The following is a 24482-nucleotide window of genomic DNA, read 5'->3' as shown; positions in this document are numbered from 1 at the left end:
TTTTAGAATTAAGGAGTTAAATAGATCAGCACATCCTCCATTCTATAGTAGACAGTTCGAGTACCCTCAATCGGTGGTTCTAGACGCTTAAGTCCTGTCTTCTCCCACGATTTCAATGTGTTTGGTGAAATCTTAAGTATCGAGAGTAGTTCTTTCTGAGTAAGTATACTTGCATTCTTTTGAGTATTTTCTTGTTTCTGCATCAAAGCAAGCAAACAATTCAAAATCTGTTCGATCTGATTCAATTTTATGAGTTCATTATTCGTCATTCTTCACTCTCCTTTTTATGACTTGAGTGTCTACGTGAATCGAGATATTTTGCGAAGAAATATGTTTTATTAATGATTATATTTAAAAGCAAAGGATTCTCAACTCGTGCATATCTAACAAGATTGTTAAACTCAATAAAGTTGTGTTCTTCGATGATATCAATCACAGTTGAAAGAAATTGATCGTTATTATTAATAATTAGAAATTGATCTAATTCAAAACCACAACCTGACTCTATTTCGTCGATATTGTAGAGTGTTTTATCAGGATTTTCAGCGTGTATAAAATAATCGTACATACCTTTTGGAGACATGACTATCTCTACATGCGAAGGTGTGTTAAGCTTTTCAGTTAGTAATGCTGATACCTGAGTATAACTTTTAAGTGATTCGAAAAATAGGACCCCGTGCTTATGCGCTTTTTTAAATTCTCCAGTTTCTTTGTTAATGTCTTTGTCGTGCCATGGACTCAATACGAATGGAATATGCATCTCTTCAAGAATATCTAAATAATTTTCCGGTGCACTTTCTTGATAAATCAGAAATGCCCATTTATTGGAACGTTTATCTTTAGCCACGAATACCACCTTTCAATTAGCATTAATTTTTTTGCAATTCATGTTATTATTGATTACTGATACACTGGGAGTCGTAGTAGTCCCAGTGTATCTGCCAATTAGATTTCATGACAAGGCAGTACTTCTGGTCTTCACTACGTGAACCAAGCACTGCCAATTTATTATCTTTTTGTAGATTTAAACCAGAGCTTATTTCCTTGCCTGTCTGGTGCAGAAAAATAATAGTCTGGATTGCGACTAGAAATTTCTTCTTTGATATAGGATTCCATGTTTCTCAGAAGTTTCTGAGCCTGTTGAGTTTTCGGATACTTAATCACAATCGTTACAGAATCTTTTCTTACGTCAACAACACACTTAGATGTTGCTCTATTGAATTTTCTTAAAATGGGATTGAACCTTATCACAGTAGAAGAGTTTTCAATTGAAAAGGCTAGTTGAGAATTCTCGTCTTGTCGTAAAAACTGTGCTAGTCGAATCGTTTGATGTGCGGACTTAAAATAGTTGATAGGTGTGTCATAAAGCAATCGTAGAATTAACTCAATTATGATGAGAAATGCTGCAATTAATGGCAATACAATTGCTAGAGTTTTTGTATAGTACTCACCTTTACTAGCCCATTGCTTCATCATCTCAAACAGATGAGATAAGTATGTGCTTTGTACATTTGCCATCAAATCCTGTAGCAATCTAAGACCAATTGTCAAGCAAAGGAAAAACAAGCCATACATAAGTAGCGTCACTGTAATATTAAACGTTCTCTGAAAGAAATTCTTTTTGACATTCATAAAATACCTTTCTTAGTGTAGTAAGTTGGACATAATAATGGTAAAACTTGATAAGGTTGCTCATTATCAATGATTTGAATCAAGCCTGTACCTTTTCCAACTGGTATGACTATCCCCTCTGGATCCAAATCTGGGAATAGAAATTGTGTTGTCTTCTTATTAATATTTCCGATTTGAATCAATACATTTAGTTGTTCTCGAACGGAAACCGGGATTGTGTTGTGATCAAAACGTTGACTAACTAATAGAAGATGAACTCGAGTCGCACGTCCAAGAAGCGCAACTTGAGATAAGAGCGAAAAGAAAGAATCCTTAATCGTTTTGTTAACACCTTCTGAAAGAGCCAAAACCTCATCTATAACAATGGTTAAATGCTTAAATTCTTCTTCAGAATTTTCATAGAGAATTTCCTGACGTACTTGGATGAGATTTAAACACGAGCTAAGATTTTCATTTATCTCCGATACAAAATCTGACTTTGAACGATTGCGCTGAGGATGTATGACTGCAATACCATTTTCACGAGCCCACCTTGATGGTGTATCAAATTTGGGATCGACAATGATTAAATCCGAGAAGTTTTTCAATAAACTCAGAAAGTAAGTCAGAGCGTAAGATTTTCCTGAACCACTATTTCCTGCGATTGCTATAGAAGTTACTTTGTTAAAATCTAGAATTAGATTTTTCATTATTGGTATTGTGTTATTTTCTTGCTTCAAAACAAACTGTTCTAAATCTGAAATTACAATTCTTTCTGAAATTCCGATTTTCCAAGGGAAAAACAGACCTCTTTGAACATGAATATCATCTGTTTCAAGGGCAAGAAAGTAAGCAGAGTTCTGTTTTAATACCGTATACCTTGGAAAGAGAGCTGCATTGGCGATTAGAAAAATCTTCTGATAAAGATCATCATCAATGATGTACCCAGCTGGCAATCGTGGAATAAATAGAAAACCATCTTTCATGATTTTGATATCAAAACTATTAGTATAACTAGTTTCTCCTTGCATGATGCTCCCAAGCCCCATATTCAGGGCTTGGAGCAAGTATTGAGCAAGCTCTTTAGTAGTCATTATTTGACCTCTTTGATGTTATTCGCACGGAAATAGACATTGTAGCCGACTTCACAGGCTTCTAATCCATCAAAGTCTACCATCGCTAGATACGATGGAAGAGTTACTTCAGATTCAAACTTCACCTGGAACGGTGGTAACCCTTTCTGAGAGAACCATGCCTTGTGCCCGATGATTTCGCCAGTAGGCTGCCCATCTTCAAACTTAATTTGCGCTTCAAATTCAGTACTCAAGCAGTGGATTGCTTGTTTTTGATCAACATATTGTTTTGCAGTATTAGCTGAATAGCCATTTTTACGATTTTTTGTTTTCATGTGATTTACCTCTTTCTTATTTATCGTACTCCAGTTATATTCTTCGATTTATTTTATTAAACAATCATAGCAACCACCTCCTTATCTATAGGGACAATTTCTAACAAAATACGGAGATTTTTAGAAAAAATTTTTTTAATTTTTTTTGACTTCATCAAACTTGCAACTGTTTTATATTGCAATTCTTATTAGTTTTGATATAATGAATCTATAAGAAACCCTAGGCTTCTTCCACCTAGGGCAGGAGGAAATATAGAAATATATAGAGAGCTATTACAGCTAGTTAATTGTTGTATTGTGCCCCAAAATTACTAAATCTCAGCCAAAAAAATGACTGTTAGATGTGTTTTTTGTGTACCCTCTTTTATGTTTCTATAAGTAAGGAAAAAAGACCGATAAGAACAGATTATCGGTCTTTTTGTATATAATTTTTAGATTATATGCTTACAGTGAAAGCTCTAGCAATAGAGTAGTAGGAATTTCAAAAGATATAGCTCTATCGAATAGAGCTGGAGGAAAATCAGAGAAGATTTTAAGAGTTATTACAATTATAATATGCATATATAAAACAACAACCAATTGTTAAAAATCGCTATTGGATGTGTTTTTAGTGCGCTCTCAAATCTTCAATGAAATTGGAAAAAAAGGCTAACAAATATTATTGTTGGCCTTTTTTTGCGTCTAATTTTAATGATCAATACCGTTTGAAGAAAGGAGATTTATAGCTATGAAAGAAGATTAAGATATTCATGCACTATTATTTTAATTTTAACCCCTTATTGAAGACGGATTGAAACATGTAAAATTCATTGTTCCTCCGTCGGTGTATAAGGCCAATGTTTTCTTGTTTCTTTTCGTCGTTCCAAGTCACCTATGAGAAGGACAAGAAAATGTCAAAAATTATTAATAAAAGAGAAGAAAAAATACTTAAAGCAAAAAAGCAAAACGACTGGAGTACAGTACTAAAACTTCTGGATCAAGAATTCGAAAACTCGCTTAGACAGGATTCACGTTATCACTTAACTAGTCTGAATAAAATCGTTTCATATGATGGAAAATACACTGAATTAATAGACATAATTCCAAATAGCATTCCTAATCCATTGGATAATTTAATTGAAAGAGAGAGAAAATCAATATTATATAACGTATTAAACAACTTAAACCCTTGCGAATATAAGCTTTTTATAGATCGAGTTGAGGAGAATAAGTCATTTAGACAATTGGCTACTGAACTTGGTGTCAGTGATAAAACAGCTAAAGCTAGATTTGAGAAGATTAGGTTTAAACTTCAAGAAGAATTAAATGACTGGAGATTTTAGAATATTTTTCTTAAACAATATTCTGCTTCATATATAATTTTAACAATTTAAACAAAAAACACTGTGATATTTTTGCATCACAGTGTTTTTCCTTATTATTTTATCAAGATGAATAGTGATGGAACTTATATCAGACTATCGTTCATTTCTTCGTAATTCGACAATATAGTTATAGGTATCTTTTTTTAGCTTTGCAAGTGAAATCTTCAAATAATTATTAAAACTAGGACTAGCAATTTCTCCGTATATCATAGCATCAAAAAAACTATCTGTGATATCAATCTTTGAATTTTCAGTTTCTAACAGTTCCTCTAGACTTTTACGATATTCTTTACAATACTCTTGCTCCCTGCTAAACATATTATCAACATCAACTTGATGTATTTGGTAAGCTTCTTCCAACTCTAAAATATTATTGTTTTGTTGCACTGAGTCAAAATATAATTTTATTCTTGATGAGTTTCCAATTGGAGAAACTTTGAATAAAATTTCTTCTTTACTTTTAAGATCAAATGGGCAAAATTTATAAGTTTGAGTACCTTTTATTCTATTACATGTGTCACAACAAGGAATTAGATTGCTAAGAGTTAAAGCAAAGAATGGATATTTATCTTTATCATAGTAATGGTCGAAATTAGCACCTAGATAATTCTTTCTAGAATTAATATAATTTCTATTACAATAGGGACATACGGTTACATCAAGATTTTTGACTAAAATCATATTATTTCTAATCCCAATAGTTTCATCTATTAAATGAAAAATTCCAGAATAATAACTTTTATAAATTCTCAAATCTTTTTCACTTTGCTTTATAAGTTTTTTATATCTCTTATTGTCTGTGGCTAAAGAATCGCAAAAACTTTTTAATTTTGTAAAATCCATAGTAAGTAGTTCATAAACGTCCTTAATTTTTATTTTTTGAGAATTTTTCTTCGGAAGTTTATTTAATAAAGTTACCATAGCCGTACCCTTACCATTAGTTTTAACAATCGACGGCTTCTTTTTTAAAACAAAATCATAATATCTATCTAATTCTTGTTGATTATAAAAACTATTTATTTTTATCATTTTTTCCTTCTTGAAGTTCTTTTATTTTTTCTTGATACATCTTGATCTTTCTTTCGTACTCTAAAATTTGTTGTTCTTCTTTATCCCAATTTATACTTTCAAGCTGAATTTTCAAATGATTACGAATAATATCTTCACCAATCATATCTACTAATTTTTCAAAAAACTCGCGAATATCTTGAGCCGGTGTATCTTTATTAAAATCTATTCTATACCTCTTAATAAATGCTTTATATGTTTTATTTCGTCGAATCATTTCTTCATTTGAGCAACTCCTAAATATTTTCAATAAGTCTTCAATAACTTGTTGTGAAAAAGCACCTTTAGGAGCCTCTAAGAAAAATGAATTCTTAAATAAACTATAAATATTATGGCCGAAAGTCTTAAATTCATTAGTAGAATTATCATGTTTATTATTGTTTTCTGGTAAATATATTACATCCTCTGCCAGAAAGTCTGAAAGAATTATTGGTGAATGTGTTGATAATATTATTCGAACTACACCATTCCTTTTTTTCATAATTTTACCAATAATAGGTAGAACACTGTTTACCCAGTTTCTTTGCCACTCAGGATGTAGCCCTAGATCAACTTCATCAAGTAGTACTAACACTTTATTACTATTTAGATCACTTTTTATACTATTTAAGCGTCCAAGTAAATTAAGTAAAGCTAACTCACCAGAACTGAGTCCAGACCATTCAAATTCCAGTACAGAAAATACTTCTTTCGAAATCCAATTATTTGACGCTTTTTTATTTAAAATTTTTAAGATTTCTTCTAAAAACTTTCTATCATTCTCCTCAATAAATACAAAACCTTTCCCAACATTACTACTAATATTACTTAAATCTTTAAAAAAATCTTTTATCTTAGAGATCTTTTTTTTCGCATTATTGTTTAAAAAATCATCTAAACTATCATAGAAACGATCAGTCGGTTGTATAGTTTTAGTATCTATTTCGCTCATCAAATAGATGATTTGTTCATGATTCAATTCTGAGAAAATATATTCACTAATTACTGAAAAAAATTTTCTTAATAATACTTTTATTATTTTCTTTTCTTTATTTACACATTTTATTATTTCTTTTAGTTTACTTTCCCATTCTTCATTTAATGGATTACCTGTTAAGTAATGTTTATCATATGAATTTATCCCTTCACCTATTTGATTTAACCTAAGAAACACTTTTTTATCCGATAGCTCAATTAGATTTTGCCATTTCGTATTTTTATTTCCCTCTTTATAATAATCAATAACTACTTTGACTTGTTTGATCGAATCTTCACGATTCAAGTTTACGAGGTCCATTGTATTTAAATATGCGGAAGTAGAAATATCAATAGAGTCACTAGAAGTAGCTTGTAATTTATTCAACTCTATAGAAGCAGAATACTTAACGAAAGAATACCCTAATACATCCTTGTAATCCTTATAGAATTTTGCCAGTGAATTCTTATTTTTTTCTAATAAAGAATTTATCAACCTTGTTTTTCCCGAACCGTTTTCACCAACTACACAGTGTACAGATTCAATTTCATTAGAATAATTTAGTCTGTAATTAAAATTTCCAGTATTATTTACCATTTCAAACTTCCTTTACTATACATTCAAAGTGCGTTAATCCACAATAAGCATCTAATCTGCTGAGAACTATTTCGATATCTCTCATTTTCATTTCCTTTTCCTCTTCCGTTTTATCATATTCTGGAATTTCTATTTTTAAGGCACCTTGAATGGGCCCTGTTTTCAATTGCTTTCCAATAATATGTCTAAATCCTATTTTACTATCTTTATAAATTTTATTAATATTTTGAATTTTTGACAAACTGGGTGCAAAAGAATGCATTTCACACCATTTCTCAATATCCACTCCTACCGGATATGGGATGAAAATTCGAATTACGTTCTTAAGTATTAGTTTATACTTCCAACTTTGTCGACCTGCCCATATAAAGTCTAACCCTTTAGCTTCGATTACCTTAAAAACAGTAGCTAGATAAATTGCAGCATTATTTTTCGTTATAAATATAATATCTCCCGATTTAGGTGGATTTCCTTTTAAATGTTTATCTCTATCACTATACCCCCAAATAGAGAATGATTCTTCTTCAGATTCTTGAATTTCTTTTATGTCATTGCATTCATTTTCAGTTTCTAGAATGGAAACAATAGTAGATTTATGAACCTTCTTTTCGATTGTATTAAGATAAGGTGTTGTTACACCATCTCCACCAGCCATCACAAAAACATTTCCTTTTAACATCATATACCTCGTTCATTATATAATAATAGGAACTATTGTTACTTAAAAGTTACATATTTGCTTTTTAAATTAAATAAAGCCTTTATATGAATTATATCATAATATACACTATTGGTTTTAAACAATTTCTGTTTTCCCTGAAAAATAAGTATAATATTATTTTCCAAAAGTAGTATATATTCGTTACCTCTTGAAAAGAAATATCCAACTGTGGTATAATGTTAATATAGATACGCTATATAATAGGACGAATATTATTCGAAAGGTTTTTAAATATGAATAATCCAAAAGAAACAAAAAATACTATTACCCGTAAAAGCGTGAATACTATCTTGAAAGATCTATTTAATTATGAGCATATTGAATTTAATAACTATCAAAATAACTTAAATAAAAAACACAATTTGTATTTCAGAGGCGAAAGTTCCTACTATGAATTCCGTACTCCTTCTCTTTATCTTCAAAAAAATTTAACAACCAATGGAAGTGAATACTACTACAGAGTACTTCTCAACGAGCTGGGAAGAGATGATTATCAAGAGAACACTTCATTAGTAAGATTGATTTCCGAATTACAACACTATGGTGCTAAAACAAGAATGCTTGATATCACAAAAAATCCATTAATTGCTCTGTACTTCGCTGTTGAAAAAGACAATGATAAACCTGGTTATGTCTATATTTATTCTGATAAACTTAATGAAAAGTTTGATACAGGTCATACTATAGCTATTAAATCTGCACTAAATTTTATGCCTCAAAATATTATTAATAATTTTTTTACGGCAATTGAAAATCTTATAAGAAATAATAAAAATAATTATCATCATAAGGATATTGAATTGATAACCGTAGATAACATTAAAGATATTGAGTTTTCATATTATTATAGAAATTCTAGTTTTGTTACACAAAATTACCCTGAACAAATAAGAGAATTTATGGAGCTATTAAATCAAAGAGCTAGAGTTAGAGAAAGATTGAACTTCCCTGTTAAAATATATAACGACTTACAAAGGGCTCATATAGTTATTCCATCAAAGACGACTGATAGAATCCGACAACAACAGGGAGCATTTATTTACCCACGATTTGTAAACACATTTAAAAAAGACCACGATAACATAAAACAGGAAATCTCTGAATCAATAGATAAACTATCTGTAACTCTATTTACACCAAAAAAATTAAAAAAAGAAGTATCCTTGGAGGACTATACTTCATTTTCTGTCATTAAAATTGATCCTGCCAACAAAGAAGAGATTCGGAGAGAGTTAGAACTTCTTGGAATTACTGAAGGTTTTGTCTATCCAGATATTGAACATCAGTCAAAAGCCTTATTAAATATTTTAAATAATGATAATTAAGTAAAAACAATTATATTTACTTCTTACTTTACACCATATTATAATTTAAAAGAGATCAAGATAAATTTTGATCTCTTTTCTTTTTACTCATACTTCATCTTCACGTCTTGCATCCAACTTGGAAGAACTTTGTTTAGTTCCATGTTAAGTTTAAGTTTGTTTCCTGCAAATTGATTTGTTGCTTTAGTTGCATCGAGTGTTTTTACGATGTCTTCACGGAATGGAATTTCATCTTGTTTCTTCAAGTCATAAGCTTTTAGCGATTTGGCAAGTAGTAGACTATCTAGTCCCCATTCTTTCGCAAATTCTTTGACAATATTCATTTGTCTATTTTCCTGCCATGCATTAAAGGCTGTGTCAAAGTCTGTGTCTGCAGATAAATGCCCTGGACGTAATTCTTCATCAATAAAGGTTTTAAGAGATTCGGCAAGGTTGTTTTCACCTAAATTACTAAGTTCTTGTATTTGTTCCAATATCAAGATTAGGTTATTATCATTGATAACTAGCACTCCATCCTTACTTGATGTCTGCTTATCAATTAGCGTAAAAATACTTTGAGCATCAATAACCTGTGTTCCTTGAATTTTTGTTTTTCCAACTATATTATTGATTAATATTCCAGGTGGTTTAGGTTCTTTAGGAAATAGATTTTTATAAGCACCTACATACTGTAACCATGTATGCTCTGTCATCCCAAAGGTATCATCATCCCAAGAAAACTCATAATATTGTTTTACTTTGCCTAACTGGGTTGCTGCTTCGATGAATGCTTTTTTAAAGAGTGCCTTTTTCCCCTCATCATCTCTAATAGAAACCCAATTTGTTGGATCTTCTAACTCTGCTTTTAAATAGGCGAATTTATCAGCCAATTCAATAACTGCATCAGAATATTTCTTAACCAGAACCCTACTATTTTTCCCACCACTTCCATACAAGCGAAGAGCATCATTTACAAGAGATTCTGTGATTCTAGGAAATTGGAAATTGATAATCGTTCCAAACTCTTTAGTGGAACCAAATACACGATTTGTACGAGAGTATGCTTGAATCAAACCTTGAAGCTCTAGTGTTCTATCCACATAAAGGGTATTTAAGCGTTTGGCATCGTATCCCGTCAGTAGTTGGTCTGCGACAATTAAAATATCGATATTTTTAGGATTTCTACCACTTCCTCCTCGTTTCGCACGAGCAGTAATATCTTCAAAATAGGCATTCTCACCACGAACTCTATCACCAACTAGGAACTTAATACCAGTAATTCCTGCATAATCCTCAAACATTTCCTCCACAATTTCGCTAGCAACATTGTCGGGGTCATTTTCGTTCCCAAAACTAAAAGTCATTGCAATATTAGGTTTCGCATCACCTTCCTGGAATCTTTCTGCGATTTGTTTTTTAAATTCGTGGTAATAATGAATTACACGTTCTTTATAAGCAACCGTTAAGATCGCATTGAATTCTCCCTGTTGAGATTGCGATTCCCAGCCGGCAAGGATTTCTTCTACCACTTTTGGAACATGATACTTATCTTGGTAAAATAATAGACCTTCTTTAACTGCGTTCTTTTCTACTTCCAGTTCAGTCCATTGATGAACTTGTCGTTCAATCTCTCTTTGTCCTTTACTTGGATATTCTTCAACTAAAATTTCAATCAGTTGCTCACGGAGATCTTCATAGCTTCTAAACTCACCTGTATTGATGTAGTCAACATGGAAACCTAGAACATTTCCATCTGCAATAGCTTCATCAATTGTATATTGGTGTAAAAGTGGACCGAACAGCTTCTCGGTTGTATTGATAACTTCACTACGCTCATTGATTTTACCCTTCACCTTGTTTTCATCAAACAAAGGAGTTCCTGTAAAACCAAAGAATAAGCTGTTTTTAAAGAAATAATCTTTAATGGTCCCCATCATATCTCCCATGGTAGTCCGATGGGCTTCATCGATAATAAAGACAATTTTTTTATCTGAAAGTTGATGGTCCTGTGCTTCAATCAACTCATTTACCAAAATGTTCAGTTTGAAGGTAGTCGTTACTACAATCCCACTCTTAGGAGAAGTGAGTTGTTTTCTCAATTGGTATGTACTCTTTGTCCCATCAACATCTACAGATTCATAAACGGAATAAGCTTTGAAGGCCTTTGAAGTTTGTTCGTCTAGATCCCGTCTATCTAGCAAGAATACCACTTTATCAAACTCTGTACGGGTTGCGAGAAACTGAGCCGTTTTAAAGCTGGTAATGGTCTTTCCTGAACCTGTTGTATGCCAGACAAAACCACCATGCGGAATCTTATCTGGATTATCCCAACCAAATGCTGCTTTCTCAACTGCCTGCAAAGCATAGACCTGATAGGGACGCATCAACATATGGCGACGATTTTCTTCATTATCTGGATCTTCATCGATGATAAGATAATCTCCCACCATCTGATGGGCCATTGGAACCATCAAGAAATGTTCGATAACTTCTCTATAATCCGTTAATACACGTTGCCCCAAGTGCTTCCCATTTTCTTGACCTTTTTGGGTTACTGACCAATGAAAAACGAAAGCAGGATTGAAATCATTGATGGATTTAGGCGTCGCAAAATAACGAGTTTCAATGTCTGTTGTCACGACCATCATCTGAGAGAAGGCCATGAAGTTATTGGTATATTCTCCATCTGCGTAATAACGTTTGAACTGACCGAAAGCTTCGTCTAAGCTCTTGTCACTTCTTTTTTGTTCAATATTAATCAGAGGCAAACCGTTAATGAGAAGCACCAAGTCAAAACGATTGCTGTTAGGGGTTGATACTTCGCGAGCAATCTGGTAGTTCGAATCTCCACCACTGACCTGTGCTTTTTTCAAGATGGTCAGTGTGATTTGTTTACGAGTAACATCTGGATGAGAATCTCGATAAATACCATCAATCTTCCCGGTTGAACCTTCGATGGATAGGATTTTTGCAGCTTCATAACTGTTTGAAATCTGATTGACTTTTGATAAGACTTGTTCAAATTCGCTATCAGTCAGTGCGACACCTTCTAGGACATCGGCATTAATACGATTGAGTTCACTTCTCCAGTTATCAATCAAATCTTGAACAGTCACTTTGTGAAGATTACCATTCAGTTTATCTGGAGCTTGCCATCTGAATTTGGTTAATTCTTTGACAAATTCATCCTGAAAATGTCTCTCAGAGGCGTCTTTATTTGTACGACCCATAGGGTTTCCTTTCTAGAATAATCTCTAATTCCCTTAGACAAAGAGTTCATTCAAGTATGCTTTTTTCAAATCTTTTAATTTATCGAGTTTTTGTTGTTGGAGAGAGATAGAATTATCTAATAAACTTAGTTGCTTTCCTATTTTTTCTTGTTCTTTCAATGTTGGAAATAAAACATTTAATTCTAGTACTCTATTTTTAGAAATATTGTATCTTGAAATACCTTGTGCAAGTAATTTCATGCCAGCACGAAATGCCGGAGACCTTAGTAAATAAGCTAAGAAATCAATATCAAATTTAACGTTAGGACGGAATCCAAAGCAGAAACTATTCAAATATACATTTGATAGATCATACTTCCATACAGACGATAATCCTACTTCTTCAGGTGTTTCTGAAGAAGTAGTAAAAAATACATCTCCATATTTAACTTCCGTCTGTCTGTCATCAATTTCAATTTTATCAAGACCTCTCAAATCTGCAATTTCATTTGAATAGATATTTAGATAGGTCACATACATCCCATTACCATGACCAAAGTCCACTTTTGATTTTCCTGATAAACCTGTAAATGTTTTTCCTACATCTCCTAACTTCTTCTCTTCCCATTCCCCTTCAAAACCAGGGAAGCGACGTTTTGGTACTCGTTCTCCCTCAGCCGGAAAGAGTTCAGCAAGATAAGCTTTCTTGAGATTTTTCAGTTTATCAAGTTTATGCTGATGGAGGCTGATAAGAGAGTCGATAGTTTGGAAGAAATTTCCAAGTTTCTTCTGCTCATTAATTGTTGGAAGTTGAAATTTGATTGTTGACATATCTTTTGGATAGATTGCTGCAACACTGGTCGTTCCAACAGCTCTAGATTTAACTTGCTGAATACTCTCTGGGATATTGTATAAGTAATTGAAAAAAATTGTATCCACATCATCAAGAGTAACTCTAGCTAGGTTGCTATTAAAACCATACAATCCTTCCTTAATAAACCAAGTTGCTCCTTTACCCACAAGTTCAAGAGTGTTTCGAGTGTTAAAAAGAAAATCACCATATTTAATTATATTTTCACATTCGATTTCTTGGTTTAATCTTTCAAGTTTTGTAAAATCCCAATAACCACGTTGAATATTTCCCATCTTTAGTAACGGAATTCCTTTACCCTGTTCACATCCTAATAAAGTTGTTCCCGTTTGTATTCTTTGACACATTTTTCCAAATTCTTTCTGTTCCCACTCGCCTTCAAAGTAAGGGAAACGACGTTTTGGTATATTTTTACTGTTTGTCATTAAAGCACCACCAATTCACTCATCATCGCTTCTAGTTCTTTCTCAAGTTTTGAAATTTCATCATCTAGACTGTTCAAAGTTTCTGAGTAACGCTTATTGAGTTCTTCTAGGACCGCAATCTCAGCTTTGAGAGGGGATTGGACTAATTCTTCAACTTTGTCAAGAACTGAACCAAACCATTTTTTATAAAGAACTTGATCTACTTCTTCATCTGTCAATTGTGTGATACGTTCTGCAACTAACTCTTTCATTTCAAGTTCTTTTGTTTTAATGGCTTTATTAACAGTTGATTTTTCTTTGGTTAAGTCATCTACTTTCTTGAGAAGTTCATAGTCGACTGTGCCTTTCTCAGCTTCCTTCATGCCAGCTTTCACTAGTTTACTTTCAAAACTGTCTTGTGCTTCTCCTTCATCATTCTTTTTAAGAGTGTCAAAGAGAGCATTATATTCATCACTGTCTTCTACCTTGGCATTTTCTACCAGCTCACTCAACTCGCTATCAATTTCAGAAATACGGGATTTGAGACATTCGATATCAGCTAGCTCATCCCCATAAAACTCACTAGCGATTAGTTCATTCGGAGTGATAACACCATTCCACCCGTCTTGAACTTTTTCCTTGTTCTTTCCTTTGGTAACCATGTTTGGTTCACGAGTTCGACCAGCCTCATAAAAACCTAATTGCTCAATCAACTCTACATCATGAGACAAGTACTTAGTCCAAATCTCTGCCACAATTTGGTAGCCATCATAGATACTCAATTGTTTAAATTCTGATAAGCGGTCTTTGATAGCAGCCAACATCTCTTCTCTCAGTTGTCGAGGAGTGATATCAGAATTCAATTGGTGTAATTTTGCCCAGTATTCTTCTAAGTATTCTTGGATAGAAGCGATTACTTGCATTGTTTCTTCTGTCACTACTGGACTAGAAAGTACTGCTTCAGAAAATTCTTCAATAGATTGATTCAATTCAAAGTAACCAGAGCGCTTCTCAGTGAGTGCCTGACCCAGTAGTTCTGGAGCCACCTGATGAAGGGCTACTAAACTCTTGATATTGTTTTCTGGAATGCCACCGTGTAGATGGGCCTCCACATCATGAGGAATTTCTTCGTCTATTGCTGTCACATAACGAGGAATATTCATATTGAACTCGTTTTGAATCAACTCCTGACGACTTGCTAAATGGCTATAGCCTTTTTCTTCGATACGATTCTTGTAAACATCTACAATTTTCGCAATGTCTTTCTCTTGGAGGGCATTTTGTTTCCCAACTTTGATAAAGTTACGAGATGCATCGATGAAAAGAACTGGTTCGTTTAATTCACGGTTTTTCTTCAAGATGATAATACAAACCGGAATCCCTGTGTTTGTAAAGAGATTACTTGGTAAACCAATAACTGCATCAATCTGATTTTTCTCTAATAGACGTTTTCGAATTTCACCTTCTGCAGAACCACGGAAAAGAACACCGTGTGGTAAAACAATGGCCATAGTTCCTGTGGTAGACAAATGATATAGCCCATGAAGGAGGAAGGCGAAATCTCCTTTTGAATCTGGAGGTAGGACACCTGCAATTTCAAAACGTGGGTCACTTGGTTTCAGTCCAGCACGGTTCCAATTTTTAATAGAGTATGGAGGATTCATAACGACTGCATCAAACTGGACTCCTTCATTTGGACGTTCCGGATCTTCCGGCCAGTCTTGCCCAAGAGTATCCCCATTTTTGATGCTCATTTTCTCTGGACGAACTCCATGAAGCAAGAGATTCATTCTAGTCAAGTTATAAGTTGCGGTATTCTTTTCTTGTCCGTAGTAATTGAGACTCTTCTGTAGTTCTTCTGATAAATGTTTTTTTACAGTTAACAAGAGAGAACCTGAACCGACTGTCGGGTCATAGATAGAAGTAATATTTTGATTTGTCGCGACAATCTGCGCCATAACTTCACTGACTTGGTGTGGCGTGTAGAATTCTCCAGCCTTCTTACCAGATTCCATGGCAAATTGGCCAATCAAGTACTCATAGGCATCCCCAAGTACATCTCCATTTTGAAGAGTCACCATATCCAAATCTTCAAACAGACGGATTAATGCTTGGATGTTTTTATTACGATCATTTAAGTTGCTACCAAGAGCTGTATCTGTTAAATCCAGCGTTGAACTTGAAAAAAGGCCTTTGAAATCATCAGAACCATTGGTAACAGCAATGCTGCGTTCGAATTGGTTGAGACTGTCAGTTACTTTCTGAACTTCAAAATTCCCAGCATTCATGTCTTGGACCCATGTTTGATATAGATGTTCAGGACGTACAAAATAGCCCAAGATGTCCTGAATCATTTTTTCTAGTTCAGTACCATATTCTTGATGGGCATTTTTATATTCTTCAAACCAATCTTCTTCCTTAGAAATTCCTGCGGTTGTCGCAAATGTTTTCAGAGTCTGGTCACTCAAAAATTTATAAAACATAAGGCCCAACATGTAGTCTTTATATCGACTAGCATCCATGGACCCACGTAATTCATTTGCACCATTCCATAAACGTGCTTTAATTTCTTCTGATGTAATCATGTAACTCCCCTTTTTAAACTTCTTTCTAATAATAAAACTGTAAGGACATTCATTATTTGAAATCGCACCCATCGGCTTTATAATAGGCCAAACTCACTATATATTATCTATAGAATTATATCATAAAATTAAAAATTATGTCTGTTGTACTGGATAAGATAAAAGCTTAAAACAAACTCAATTTTTGTGATTGATTTTGTTTCACAAAAAAAGTGGACAGGCGTCCACTTTTTTTACGAAATGCTAAAATGACATATCTGAGTTTTACCGATTTTACGGTTAGAACTACTTTACTATTTTTATTTATTTTTTCGCTTATTTACTGATAAACCTAGTGCACTAATAATTGAAACTCCAATCAATCCAAGAACACTTGAGTTTTCACCTGTATTTGGCAATGATTTTTCCTGTTTCTTATTCAATGCACCATTATAGGACGCAGGTGATTGAGAAACAGTCTTAGGTTTAACTTGATAAGATACAAGTTTACCAGTTTCATCATAGACTTCAATAGGTGTGTTACCTGCTTCAAGGATCGCTTTCTTTTGCGCTTCAAGGTCAGCTAAACGCTCAGCTTCTACCTGCTCGCTATATAAGGCGAAGAATTTATCATAAGCCTCTTGGTCGATTTTCTGTTCTTTCAACAACTTGTCAAGGTTCGCTTGTGCCTCTTTCAAGGCAGTCACTTTCTCTTTGAGAGTAGTTTCTTTTTGAGCAAGGACTTCCTTAGCTTTAGCTAAGTTAGGCTCTGCATTGAGCAAGTTTTCAAGGTCAGCCTTGGCTTGTTCAAGCGTCTTATTAGCTTGTGCTACTTTTTCTTTAGCAAGTTCAAGATTGTTTTCAGCAATCTGTACTAGTGCTTTGAGTTCAACCAATTTATCTTGTTCAGTTGCTAGGTTGTTCTTAGCATTAGTAAGGTTACGTTCTTTTTGAGCAAGGACTTCTTTAGCTTTATCAAGATTCTCTTGTTTCAGCTTCACATCAGCAGTTAGAGCATCTAGTGCCTTATTAGCATTTTTTAGGCGCGTATTAGCATTAGCAAGGATATCTTGCGCTTGTTCAAGTTTGCTTTGAGCAGTCGGCGTTTTCAAAGGTGTAGCTTTAAGAGCATCCAATCGTTTTTGAATTGTTTCCTGCTCCCCTTTAGCCTTGATATTCGCAAGCGAAGCACTTGTTTTTTCACGTTGTGCCTGAGAGTTTACAGTCTGAGCATTTAATAAGGCAGAATTTGCATTATTATAGGCTTTTACAATGCTTTCTGCTGTATTATTGTTAGGTACTTCAGTCTTATCCAACTTGTTTCCAGTAACTTGATTATCAAAAACTGATATGAAGTGTGCGCTTGTACGTCCTAGACTCTTAGAAATATCTAAAGCAAAATATTCTTTAGTAGAACCTCGAACAGAAGATACACCTGTTAGGTTTTGAGCGTGCATCCACTCCCAACCATTAAATAGCAAGTCAGAAATACTTTCATAAACCCATTTTTTAGCATCATACATGGTATGAATTTCATCACCACTATTGACACTGTTTAAGTTTTCAAGGTATTGTTGAGTATCATCCTCATAAGTAGGCAATCCATACTTACGAGCAACGTTATTTACTGCTTTACTATCGTGACCTTTTCCGAATCCCCAATTATCAGCTACGTAACCGTCAGTCACTTCGTCAGCAACTTGAAGCATACCTTTTGTTACAACAGTCCTAGGTGTTCCAAAGCGCTCACGGATTTGGTTAAGTAGATCACTCGCAAATAGAGAAAGCTCTGTCATTTGCTCTGTTGTCAAGTTATTGGCATCAACACTGATAGCTTTATCATTGACATTTCCTTTGAATTTATTCAAATTCAAATTTTCTTGGTTGACCGATTTTAAGATAGACTCTACTTTCTCTCTATGTTCTTTCCACTTATCACGTTCATCCAAAATGTCATAAGGATTATTTACATAGGATTTCAAGGCGTTAACATATTCATCAGTAACTTGGAAAGTGTTAATAGACTTATAGCTAGCTTCAGCCACAGTAAAGGTATCCTGTGCTTTTTCAAGAGCAGTTTGTGTCTGGTCAGCTTTTTTAGTAGCATCAGTCAGTGTAGACTCTGTGCTTTCTACTACCTTACTAGCTTCTGTCAACTCGTTTTGGACGCTTGAAATCGCATCTTCAAGATTCTTGTCGTCTGACTTAGCTTGTTCCAATACCTCCTCTGCATTCGTCACCTGTTTCTGTGCTTGTTTTTGAGCAGTCTCAGCGTTTTCCTTTTCTTCGACAACTTTCGCTTGACCTGTACCGTCCAAAATAGCTTGGGCATTATCTACATCGTTCCGAGCATCTTTAACCTCATTTAAAGCATCCGCTACTTTTTTCTCAGACTTATGAACTACAATTTCTTGGTCTGCGACAACTTCTTTTGCTTTGGTAAGGTCATTTTCAGCATTATTCTTTTGTTTTTCTGCGTCATTTTTACCTTTTTCAGCACTAGCAACTGATTGCTTTTGCTTTTCAATGTTTTCTGGAGTCGCTTTATCCTTGGCTTGTTGAGCATTACCTACTTCAGATTGAGCATTATCTACTTCAGTCTGCGCTTGGTCTTTTGCAGTCTGCGCTTGGCTTTTCTTAGCTTGGGCATCTTCTACTGCTTGGGTAGATTTATCAAGTTTATCCTTGGCCACGTCAACTTGTCCTTTAGTGACTTCCTTAGTAGGAACTTCCACTTCAGTTTTCTTAGGCGCTTCTTTCTCTACCAAGGCTGGTTCGGTTTGAGCAGTTGTAGGCAATGGAACCTCTACTGTGTCTGCGTGAGCAGTTCCGATTGTGCCGACAAGACTTGCAGTTGCTGCGATGGCAGAAATAACCGTACCCGTATACAATTTTTTAGCAGTACTATAACTATTTTCCGTAGCTTTTGACATTTATAAACTCCTTTTGTACAATGCCCTATGCATTTTATTAAACTATAGTACTATTTTACCATACTTTTATCGTTTTTGGATAGTTTATTATACTTATTTTTAGAGAAAACAGATAGTAAAATGGTAGATAACATGGAATATAATAAATTACAAAAGCATATCGCATTTCGCATACGTGAGTGTAGAAAAGCACAGGGATTAAGTCAAGAAAAATTATCTGAAATCGCTGGCCTAGGTGTTAAAGCGATTCAAAATATAGAGAACATGAAGTATGATTTTAAGATAAAAACTCTTGAATCCGTAATCAAAGCCCTAAATCTAACGGTCGAGGAGTTCTTCAACCTACAATCATTTGAATCAGATCGAGAAGATTCTTCAGAAGTACTTTTTGAAAACTTAACAAAATTACCCAAAGATAAGCAAGGAAAAATTATATCTTCATTTAATGAGATTGTAAAGAATATCAAATAAACCCAGCCAAAATAAATTTTGGTTGGGTTTTATGGTTGTACTCCTTTATATAACTTAATAAATCATAAATTATATCATTTACGAGTCTATTATGAATTAAAAATTTTACTTTCATTCTAATATCCAATTTTAATCATCAATCGCCTGCTTTCTGTGAACTAACATTTTTAATATCAATACGAGGTAATAATTCAGATATTTCTGTAAAAGCTTCTTTTTTCATTTTTAAAAACAACTTATAATTTGGAACTGAAATCACATTCCCATCTGTTATTCCTCCACCTGTATTTGCTAGCTGACAATAAAAGAAATTCTCCTCTAGTTTTTCCATCACCTCATCAACTTCAAATGTTGTATTTTTTTCTTTAACTTCCAAAAAAATTTGTTTAAATAGTTTGTTCCAAGCTCTATCATATTTACGAAAAACAAAAATAGGTTTTTCTTTCTCATATTCACTATTTAAATATTTGTAGATTCTTCTTAATACAATATATGCACTTAAACGAGATAACTCCGAATTTTTCAAAATATTTTTGCCGATACCATTTTTACCTAAAGCTGGTTGGGCACATGCGAAAGGATAAATTTCTAAATTACATAGTTTGCTAGCGATAATTTTTACATCAGTCTCTTTATTCTGTAATTTTTCAAAATCTAACTTTGTATCTGTTTGAATCAATTGAGAGTAATATTCTTTAAAATAATAATAATCTTTCAATAATGTTTTTTTTCTTTTTCCACTTTGATCTTTAAAAACTGATCCAGCACTATAAAGCTGCTCCATTTCACTCATTAAGCTGCTCTTCTTACTATGAATAATGGAACTGACATTCTCTATATCATTTAATTGATATCTTTCCTGGATAACTGATGCAAGATTTATATGATGTGTAGGGCTTTTTTCTCTTATGGTATTTTTAATATATCCAGTTAAATTAGATTTATCTTCATTTTTATACTTGTTTTCGAGGAGTATTTTACTTTTTTTATAATATTCCCTTAGATTTGTATTGCCAAAGCCTTTATCAATATCACTATCTTTATAATCACCTAAATAACCTCTAGGATTTTCCAGACAGTGAAAAATTATAGCATTATCAATATCTCCATGAAAATGAGTAGGAATTTGATAACGCATATTTAAATACTTGGTTTTATCTACGAGTTTCCACTTAGGATTTTCTCTTATAAATTGATTCCACTTCATATCTTCATTTAAAATATCCAACCAAGAAAAATCAGCAGTAGTATTAGATTTTTTGACTTTATTTACAAATGTATTAATTAACTCCTGTCCTTTTGCTTGATGCCAGAGACTAAATTTATTTAAAAATTGTTCGCCATCATCAAAATGCAATTCATTTAAGCTATTTTTTCCTACTATAGTTTTAAAACATATTTCTAATGGTCCTTTTAATTCTTTACTCAGTTCTTCCTTAGGTTTATCTTTTGACATAAATCTTTTCTCACGTTATTCTCTTTAAATTTCTACTTCAGCAATTAGTTTACGATAGTTAGGTGCTTGAACATAGTGACAATAGAGTTTTCCTAGTTCAAGTTTAGGTTTGAACTCTTCAAAGTCACTCGCAAGAACGTAGCACGGTTTATAGACGCAACTAAATGTGATAGCTACTTCTTCTCTTAAATCCTCTATAAGTAGATCGAGTGTTTCGTATTCATAGATACGCACTATCTCTCCTTTACCCTCAAACAAGGCTTTGACTAAAATAGATGTTCCGTTCCCGTAAAAGACGGTATTAGATGCTACACTTTCGTAGTCTTTCATTTCCAGACGATAATATCTATCTGCTCTGGTATCTCCGATAGATACCTCTTTAGGAACCGTGTAGAAATACTTCTCTTGTTCAACTGCCAACGTAAATCTTCTTCGGACTTCTATCTGTTTTAGATACTCGTCAATTCCACTTCCTAAAGCCAACCCCTTTCGCAAAGTATCAGCTTTATCAGTTGTCATGTTTTTATCAAGCCATTGTCCTAAAAATCTGTGAACATATACCATGTTTTTTCTCTCTTTCTTATCGGATTATATTTACATTGTAACGGATATTTTTTAAAAAAGCAAAAAACTGGAAAGTAACATAGAATTTTGGGATCTCATAAACTTTAAATATTAATACGACAAATAATTTAAATACGCTTCACCTTAAGTAATTTTGAAAAATTCAAGTATCCATTATAATATTCTTGTTTTTTCTTCATGGTAGAAACAAAGGCTAACTTTACAGGAACTGCATTGGCCCTTGAATGTTTAAAACTCAAATCTTCTGATTGTGGGATAAATCTTAATTCGTCTTCCAAATATCTATACACTCTTTCATGAATCACTAAGTTACAGATGTACTTTGCATGATCATTGTTTCGAAACATTCGTAGGTAGTACTTTTTATCAGTCTTTCCTATAAACACCTTACATTCTCCATAGTACATAGTCAGATGGTCAGATACTTCTAATTCATTTAGGAGGAGGGACCTGCGAGGTAAATATTTTCTGATACCGACTTTATTTTCTAAAACAAGTTTTACATCAGGCACCTCATTATTATTTTGCAGAGAATTGACTCTCCTTGGTTGGATTGCTCTAGTGGCCTTCTCTTCCAGAATACGATTTAAGAGTTGCTCAGCTAAGTCTGCATCAATTTTCTTATAGTATTCTTTCAGTTCCATTTTCGAAGCAGATTCCAAAGCGTATTCACATCCGTCACCATGAGGTAATTTAGGATGGCTCGATAAATAGATTTTGCCTTTTTTCTCGTTTATCACTAAATCCACTTTGTAACAACCAGGACAAAATAATTGGTTTTCATACTTAAGTTTTGTCCCAGCTTTATCTTTTTGATATTCCTTTTGTAGTTCATGAAGTTCTAGTCTCTCATGATCGTAAATACAGTATTGAAATTTATTTTTTGTAAACATAATAATCCTTTCTACTTATCAACAATTAAATCTTGTTTTAAAAAATCTGAGATGTGTAGTCATCTTAAACCAACGTCTAAATTTCTTAAACAACACAAAAACGCTCTAGACAATATGACTAGAGCGTTTTCTATATATCCGAACATCTAATTTATTTCACAAAAAATGTAGTCAAAAATGTAGTCATTCGGTTGATTTTTATTGCAATACATTGAAATTTGAAAATTCAAGAATCGCGTTAAATCAAGGTTTTTTCGTTTCTACTGAAACGTAATGACCCACTATTTAACCTCTGTAAACACAACGTGTTTGCGAAGTTTTGGTGAGTATTTCTTCAATTGAAGACGGTCTGGAGTGTTACGTTTGTTTTTAGAAGTAAGGTACAAGCGTTCACCAGATTCTTTGTGTTCAAGTGTAATATTTACGCGCATGGTATCTCCCTTCTATTATTCAGCTGATGCAGCTTTAGCGATTTTACGTCCTTTGTAGTATCCTTTAAGTGATACACGGTGAGAACGTGAGTAATCTCCAGTAGTTTCGTCAAAGTTTACAGATGGAGCTGTTACTTTGTAGTGTGTACGACGTTTGTTTTTCTTCGCTTTTGAAGTGCGACGTGCAGGTACTGCCATTTTGTTTTCTCCTTTTAAGATATAATTCAGTTAGGTTTGATTTTCATCAACTTTAATAGTATATCAAAACTTTTTTGTAAAGTAAAGTTACTTGACAAAAAAAGATTAAAAAATTTTCCTATCTAATCTTATGGATAGGAAAATAGATTAAATTTCAATCTCGAATGGTTCATCAATGGTCTCTGAGACGTATTTCCCGTCTTTTTTCCGTTGTTTGACGCATTCGGTGAGAAGATATTCGATTTGCCCATTGACTGATCGGAAGTCATCTTCTGCCCATGATGCGAGTGCAGCATATAACTTATTCGAGAGTCGAAGGGGGATTTGCTTCTTTTTAGCTTCTGCCATTTCTAATAAAGGCTTCCTGTATTGACAATTGGTTGTGCATCATGATTGCCACAGAGAACGACTAGGAGATTTGAAACCATGGCAGCTTTACGCTCTTCATCTAGTTTAACCAACTCTCCTTCATTGAGACGTTCCAGTGCCATTTCAACCATTCCAACAGCGCCATCAACAATCATCTTACGTGCATCGATAATAGCAGATGCTTGTTGACGTTGAAGCATGACGGCAGCAATTTCTGGTGCATAAGCTAGGTAAGTAATACGTGCTTCAAGGATTTCCAGACCAGCATCCTCTACGCGACTTTGAATTTCCTCACGAATGCGACTAGCTACAATCTCACTAGAACCGCGGAGGCTTCCTTCATCAGCTTGCCCATCACCTGTAGTATCCACATTCGGAGACACATCGTAAGGATAGATGCGGACAATATTACGAAGGGCGCTATCACACTGCAATGAGAGATATTCTTTATAGTTATCAACGTTGAAGACTGCTTTGGCTGTATCGACAACTCTCCAAGTCACCGCGATTCCAATTTCAACTGGGTTCCCTAAGCAATCGTTAATCTTTTGACGAGAATTACTCAAAGTCATAACTTTGAGAGAAATCTGTTTCTTGCCAATCTCAATGTTTACATCATTGCCATTGGATGATTTCATCCCTGAAAAAGGAGATTTTGTGCTAACATCACCACTTTGACCAAGTCGAGTGTGAATTGCAGGATTGACCGCTATGCTAAAAGGATTTACAAAGTAAAAACCTGGTTCTTTAATGGTACCTGTATAGTTACCAAAGAGGGTCAAAACCAGAGCTTCCTGAGGTTTGACAACTTTTAAACCAGCATGAGCTAGAGCTGAACTTAAGATTAATAAAAGCCCGATAATAATTCCAAAAATGTTTTCTGAACCAGCACCCATGATAAATATAAAGAAACCAAGTACGAGTGCCAACTCAATGAGAATCAATGCTACTACACCATTTGGTTTTGAATTGATTAGTTTTTCAGTCATCAGAATGACCTCCTATATTTGATATCTAAATGATATCACTTTAATTTTAAATGTCAACAAAAATATGTAATCTTTTTTAAG

The 24482-nt window shown here is 33.8% G+C and carries 22 protein-coding genes; 3 read left to right on the top strand and 19 right to left on the bottom strand.

The window, feature by feature from the left end; translation table 11 throughout:
* Positions 1-8 precede the first annotated feature (8 nt).
* From PCY08_RS06820 to PCY08_RS06800, 5 genes are all read right to left on the bottom strand, one after another.
* Positions 9-269, bottom strand: coding sequence for a MerR family transcriptional regulator (locus tag PCY08_RS06820; RefSeq protein ID WP_301559879.1), 261 nt, complete (start codon positions 267-269; stop codon positions 9-11).
* On the bottom strand, positions 266-847 hold the full coding sequence (locus PCY08_RS06815; RefSeq protein WP_301559878.1) for a replication protein: 582 nt from the start codon (positions 845-847) through the stop codon (positions 266-268). Before PCY08_RS06815 ends, PCY08_RS06820 begins: the two co-directional genes overlap by 4 nt.
* Before the next feature lie 161 nt (positions 848-1008).
* Entirely contained in the window at positions 1009-1518 is a 510-nt protein-coding gene (locus PCY08_RS06810) for a hypothetical protein (protein ID WP_367316846.1), read from the bottom strand.
* 110 nt (positions 1519-1628) lie between these two features.
* Positions 1629-2705: a cell division protein FtsK gene (locus tag PCY08_RS06805; protein WP_301559876.1), complete on the bottom strand. Its 1077-nt coding sequence runs from the start codon at positions 2703-2705 to the stop codon at positions 1629-1631.
* Complete coding sequence (locus PCY08_RS06800) at positions 2705-3019, bottom strand: hypothetical protein (RefSeq protein ID WP_153225144.1); 315 nt, start codon at positions 3017-3019, stop codon at positions 2705-2707. Before PCY08_RS06800 ends, PCY08_RS06805 begins: the two co-directional genes overlap by 1 nt.
* Positions 3020-3909: 890 nt before the next feature.
* On the opposite strand from PCY08_RS06800, the gene PCY08_RS06795 reads away from it, so the two are divergent.
* A complete protein-coding gene (locus tag PCY08_RS06795) occupies positions 3910-4341 on the top strand; it encodes a sigma-70 family RNA polymerase sigma factor (protein ID WP_301559875.1) in 432 nt (143 codons plus the stop codon).
* Between the two features lie 135 nt (positions 4342-4476).
* On the opposite strand, the gene PCY08_RS06790 is transcribed toward PCY08_RS06795, so the two are convergent.
* From PCY08_RS06790 to PCY08_RS06780, 3 genes are read right to left on the bottom strand one after another with little or no spacing between them, the layout of a single operon-like run.
* Positions 4477-5412: a hypothetical protein gene (locus PCY08_RS06790; RefSeq protein WP_301559874.1), complete on the bottom strand. Its 936-nt coding sequence runs from the start codon at positions 5410-5412 to the stop codon at positions 4477-4479.
* Positions 5396-7003 (bottom strand): AAA family ATPase, encoded by a 1608-nt coding sequence (locus PCY08_RS06785; protein WP_301559873.1) that lies wholly within the window; start codon positions 7001-7003, stop codon positions 5396-5398. Before PCY08_RS06785 ends, PCY08_RS06790 begins: the two co-directional genes overlap by 17 nt.
* A gap of 1 nt (position 7004) precedes the next feature.
* On the bottom strand, positions 7005-7682 hold the full coding sequence (locus PCY08_RS06780) for a hypothetical protein (protein WP_301559872.1): 678 nt from the start codon (positions 7680-7682) through the stop codon (positions 7005-7007).
* A 275-nt stretch (positions 7683-7957) separates the two neighbouring features.
* Here PCY08_RS06780 and PCY08_RS06775 point away from each other — a divergent pair, with 275 nt between their 5' ends.
* Positions 7958-9049 carry an FRG domain-containing protein gene (locus tag PCY08_RS06775; RefSeq protein WP_301559871.1) on the top strand — a complete coding sequence of 364 codons (1092 nt, stop codon included), beginning with the start codon at positions 7958-7960 and terminating at the stop codon, positions 9047-9049.
* A gap of 83 nt (positions 9050-9132) precedes the next feature.
* Here the strand turns inward: PCY08_RS06775 and PCY08_RS06770 are convergent, their stop codons facing one another.
* The 4 genes from PCY08_RS06770 to PCY08_RS06755 form a co-directional block, all read right to left on the bottom strand.
* The gene (locus tag PCY08_RS06770) at positions 9133-12258 is read right to left on the bottom strand and encodes a type I restriction endonuclease subunit R (protein ID WP_301559870.1); all 3126 of its coding nucleotides are present in this window, start codon (positions 12256-12258) and stop codon (positions 9133-9135) included.
* 33 nt (positions 12259-12291) lie between these two features.
* Entirely contained in the window at positions 12292-13533 is a 1242-nt protein-coding gene (locus tag PCY08_RS06765; protein WP_301559869.1) for a restriction endonuclease subunit S, read from the bottom strand.
* A complete protein-coding gene (locus PCY08_RS06760; RefSeq protein ID WP_301559868.1) occupies positions 13533-16097 on the bottom strand; it encodes a type I restriction-modification system subunit M in 2565 nt (854 codons plus the stop codon). Before PCY08_RS06760 ends, PCY08_RS06765 begins: the two co-directional genes overlap by 1 nt.
* A gap of 299 nt (positions 16098-16396) precedes the next feature.
* Positions 16397-19009 carry an SEC10/PgrA surface exclusion domain-containing protein gene (locus tag PCY08_RS06755; protein WP_301559867.1) on the bottom strand — a complete coding sequence of 871 codons (2613 nt, stop codon included), beginning with the start codon at positions 19007-19009 and terminating at the stop codon, positions 16397-16399.
* Between the two features lie 132 nt (positions 19010-19141).
* Between PCY08_RS06755 and PCY08_RS06750 the strand changes: the two genes are divergently transcribed.
* A complete protein-coding gene (locus PCY08_RS06750; RefSeq protein ID WP_025169343.1) occupies positions 19142-19480 on the top strand; it encodes a helix-turn-helix domain-containing protein in 339 nt (112 codons plus the stop codon).
* Between the two features lie 136 nt (positions 19481-19616).
* Here the strand turns inward: PCY08_RS06750 and PCY08_RS06745 are convergent, their stop codons facing one another.
* The 7 genes from PCY08_RS06745 to PCY08_RS06715 form a co-directional block, all read right to left on the bottom strand.
* Positions 19617-20936 carry a hypothetical protein gene (locus PCY08_RS06745; RefSeq protein WP_301559866.1) on the bottom strand — a complete coding sequence of 440 codons (1320 nt, stop codon included), beginning with the start codon at positions 20934-20936 and terminating at the stop codon, positions 19617-19619.
* Positions 20937-20960: 24 nt separating this feature from the next.
* Positions 20961-21455, bottom strand: coding sequence for a hypothetical protein (locus tag PCY08_RS06740; RefSeq protein WP_228113885.1), 495 nt, complete (start codon positions 21453-21455; stop codon positions 20961-20963).
* Positions 21456-21628: 173 nt separating this feature from the next.
* The gene (locus PCY08_RS06735; RefSeq protein WP_301559865.1) at positions 21629-22414 is read right to left on the bottom strand and encodes a hypothetical protein; all 786 of its coding nucleotides are present in this window, start codon (positions 22412-22414) and stop codon (positions 21629-21631) included.
* Between the two features lie 281 nt (positions 22415-22695).
* Positions 22696-22845: a 50S ribosomal protein L33 gene (gene rpmG, locus PCY08_RS06730; protein ID WP_001265622.1), complete on the bottom strand. Its 150-nt coding sequence runs from the start codon at positions 22843-22845 to the stop codon at positions 22696-22698.
* A gap of 15 nt (positions 22846-22860) precedes the next feature.
* The gene (gene rpmF, locus PCY08_RS06725; RefSeq protein ID WP_000290417.1) at positions 22861-23043 is read right to left on the bottom strand and encodes a 50S ribosomal protein L32; all 183 of its coding nucleotides are present in this window, start codon (positions 23041-23043) and stop codon (positions 22861-22863) included.
* A 147-nt stretch (positions 23044-23190) separates the two neighbouring features.
* Positions 23191-23391, bottom strand: a complete 201-nt coding sequence (locus PCY08_RS06720; RefSeq protein ID WP_301559864.1) for a PTS ascorbate transporter subunit IIC — start codon at positions 23389-23391, stop codon at positions 23191-23193.
* Between the two features lie 2 nt (positions 23392-23393).
* On the bottom strand, positions 23394-24401 hold the full coding sequence (locus PCY08_RS06715) for an SPFH domain-containing protein (protein WP_301559863.1): 1008 nt from the start codon (positions 24399-24401) through the stop codon (positions 23394-23396).
* Positions 24402-24482: the final 81 nt, after the last annotated feature.

The sequence above is a fragment of the Streptococcus sp. SO4 genome, assembly GCF_030440055.1.
GTDB classification, from domain to species: Bacteria; Bacillota; Bacilli; order Lactobacillales; family Streptococcaceae; genus Streptococcus; species Streptococcus nidrosiense.
This window is presented reverse-complemented; position numbering and strand designations above follow the sequence as displayed.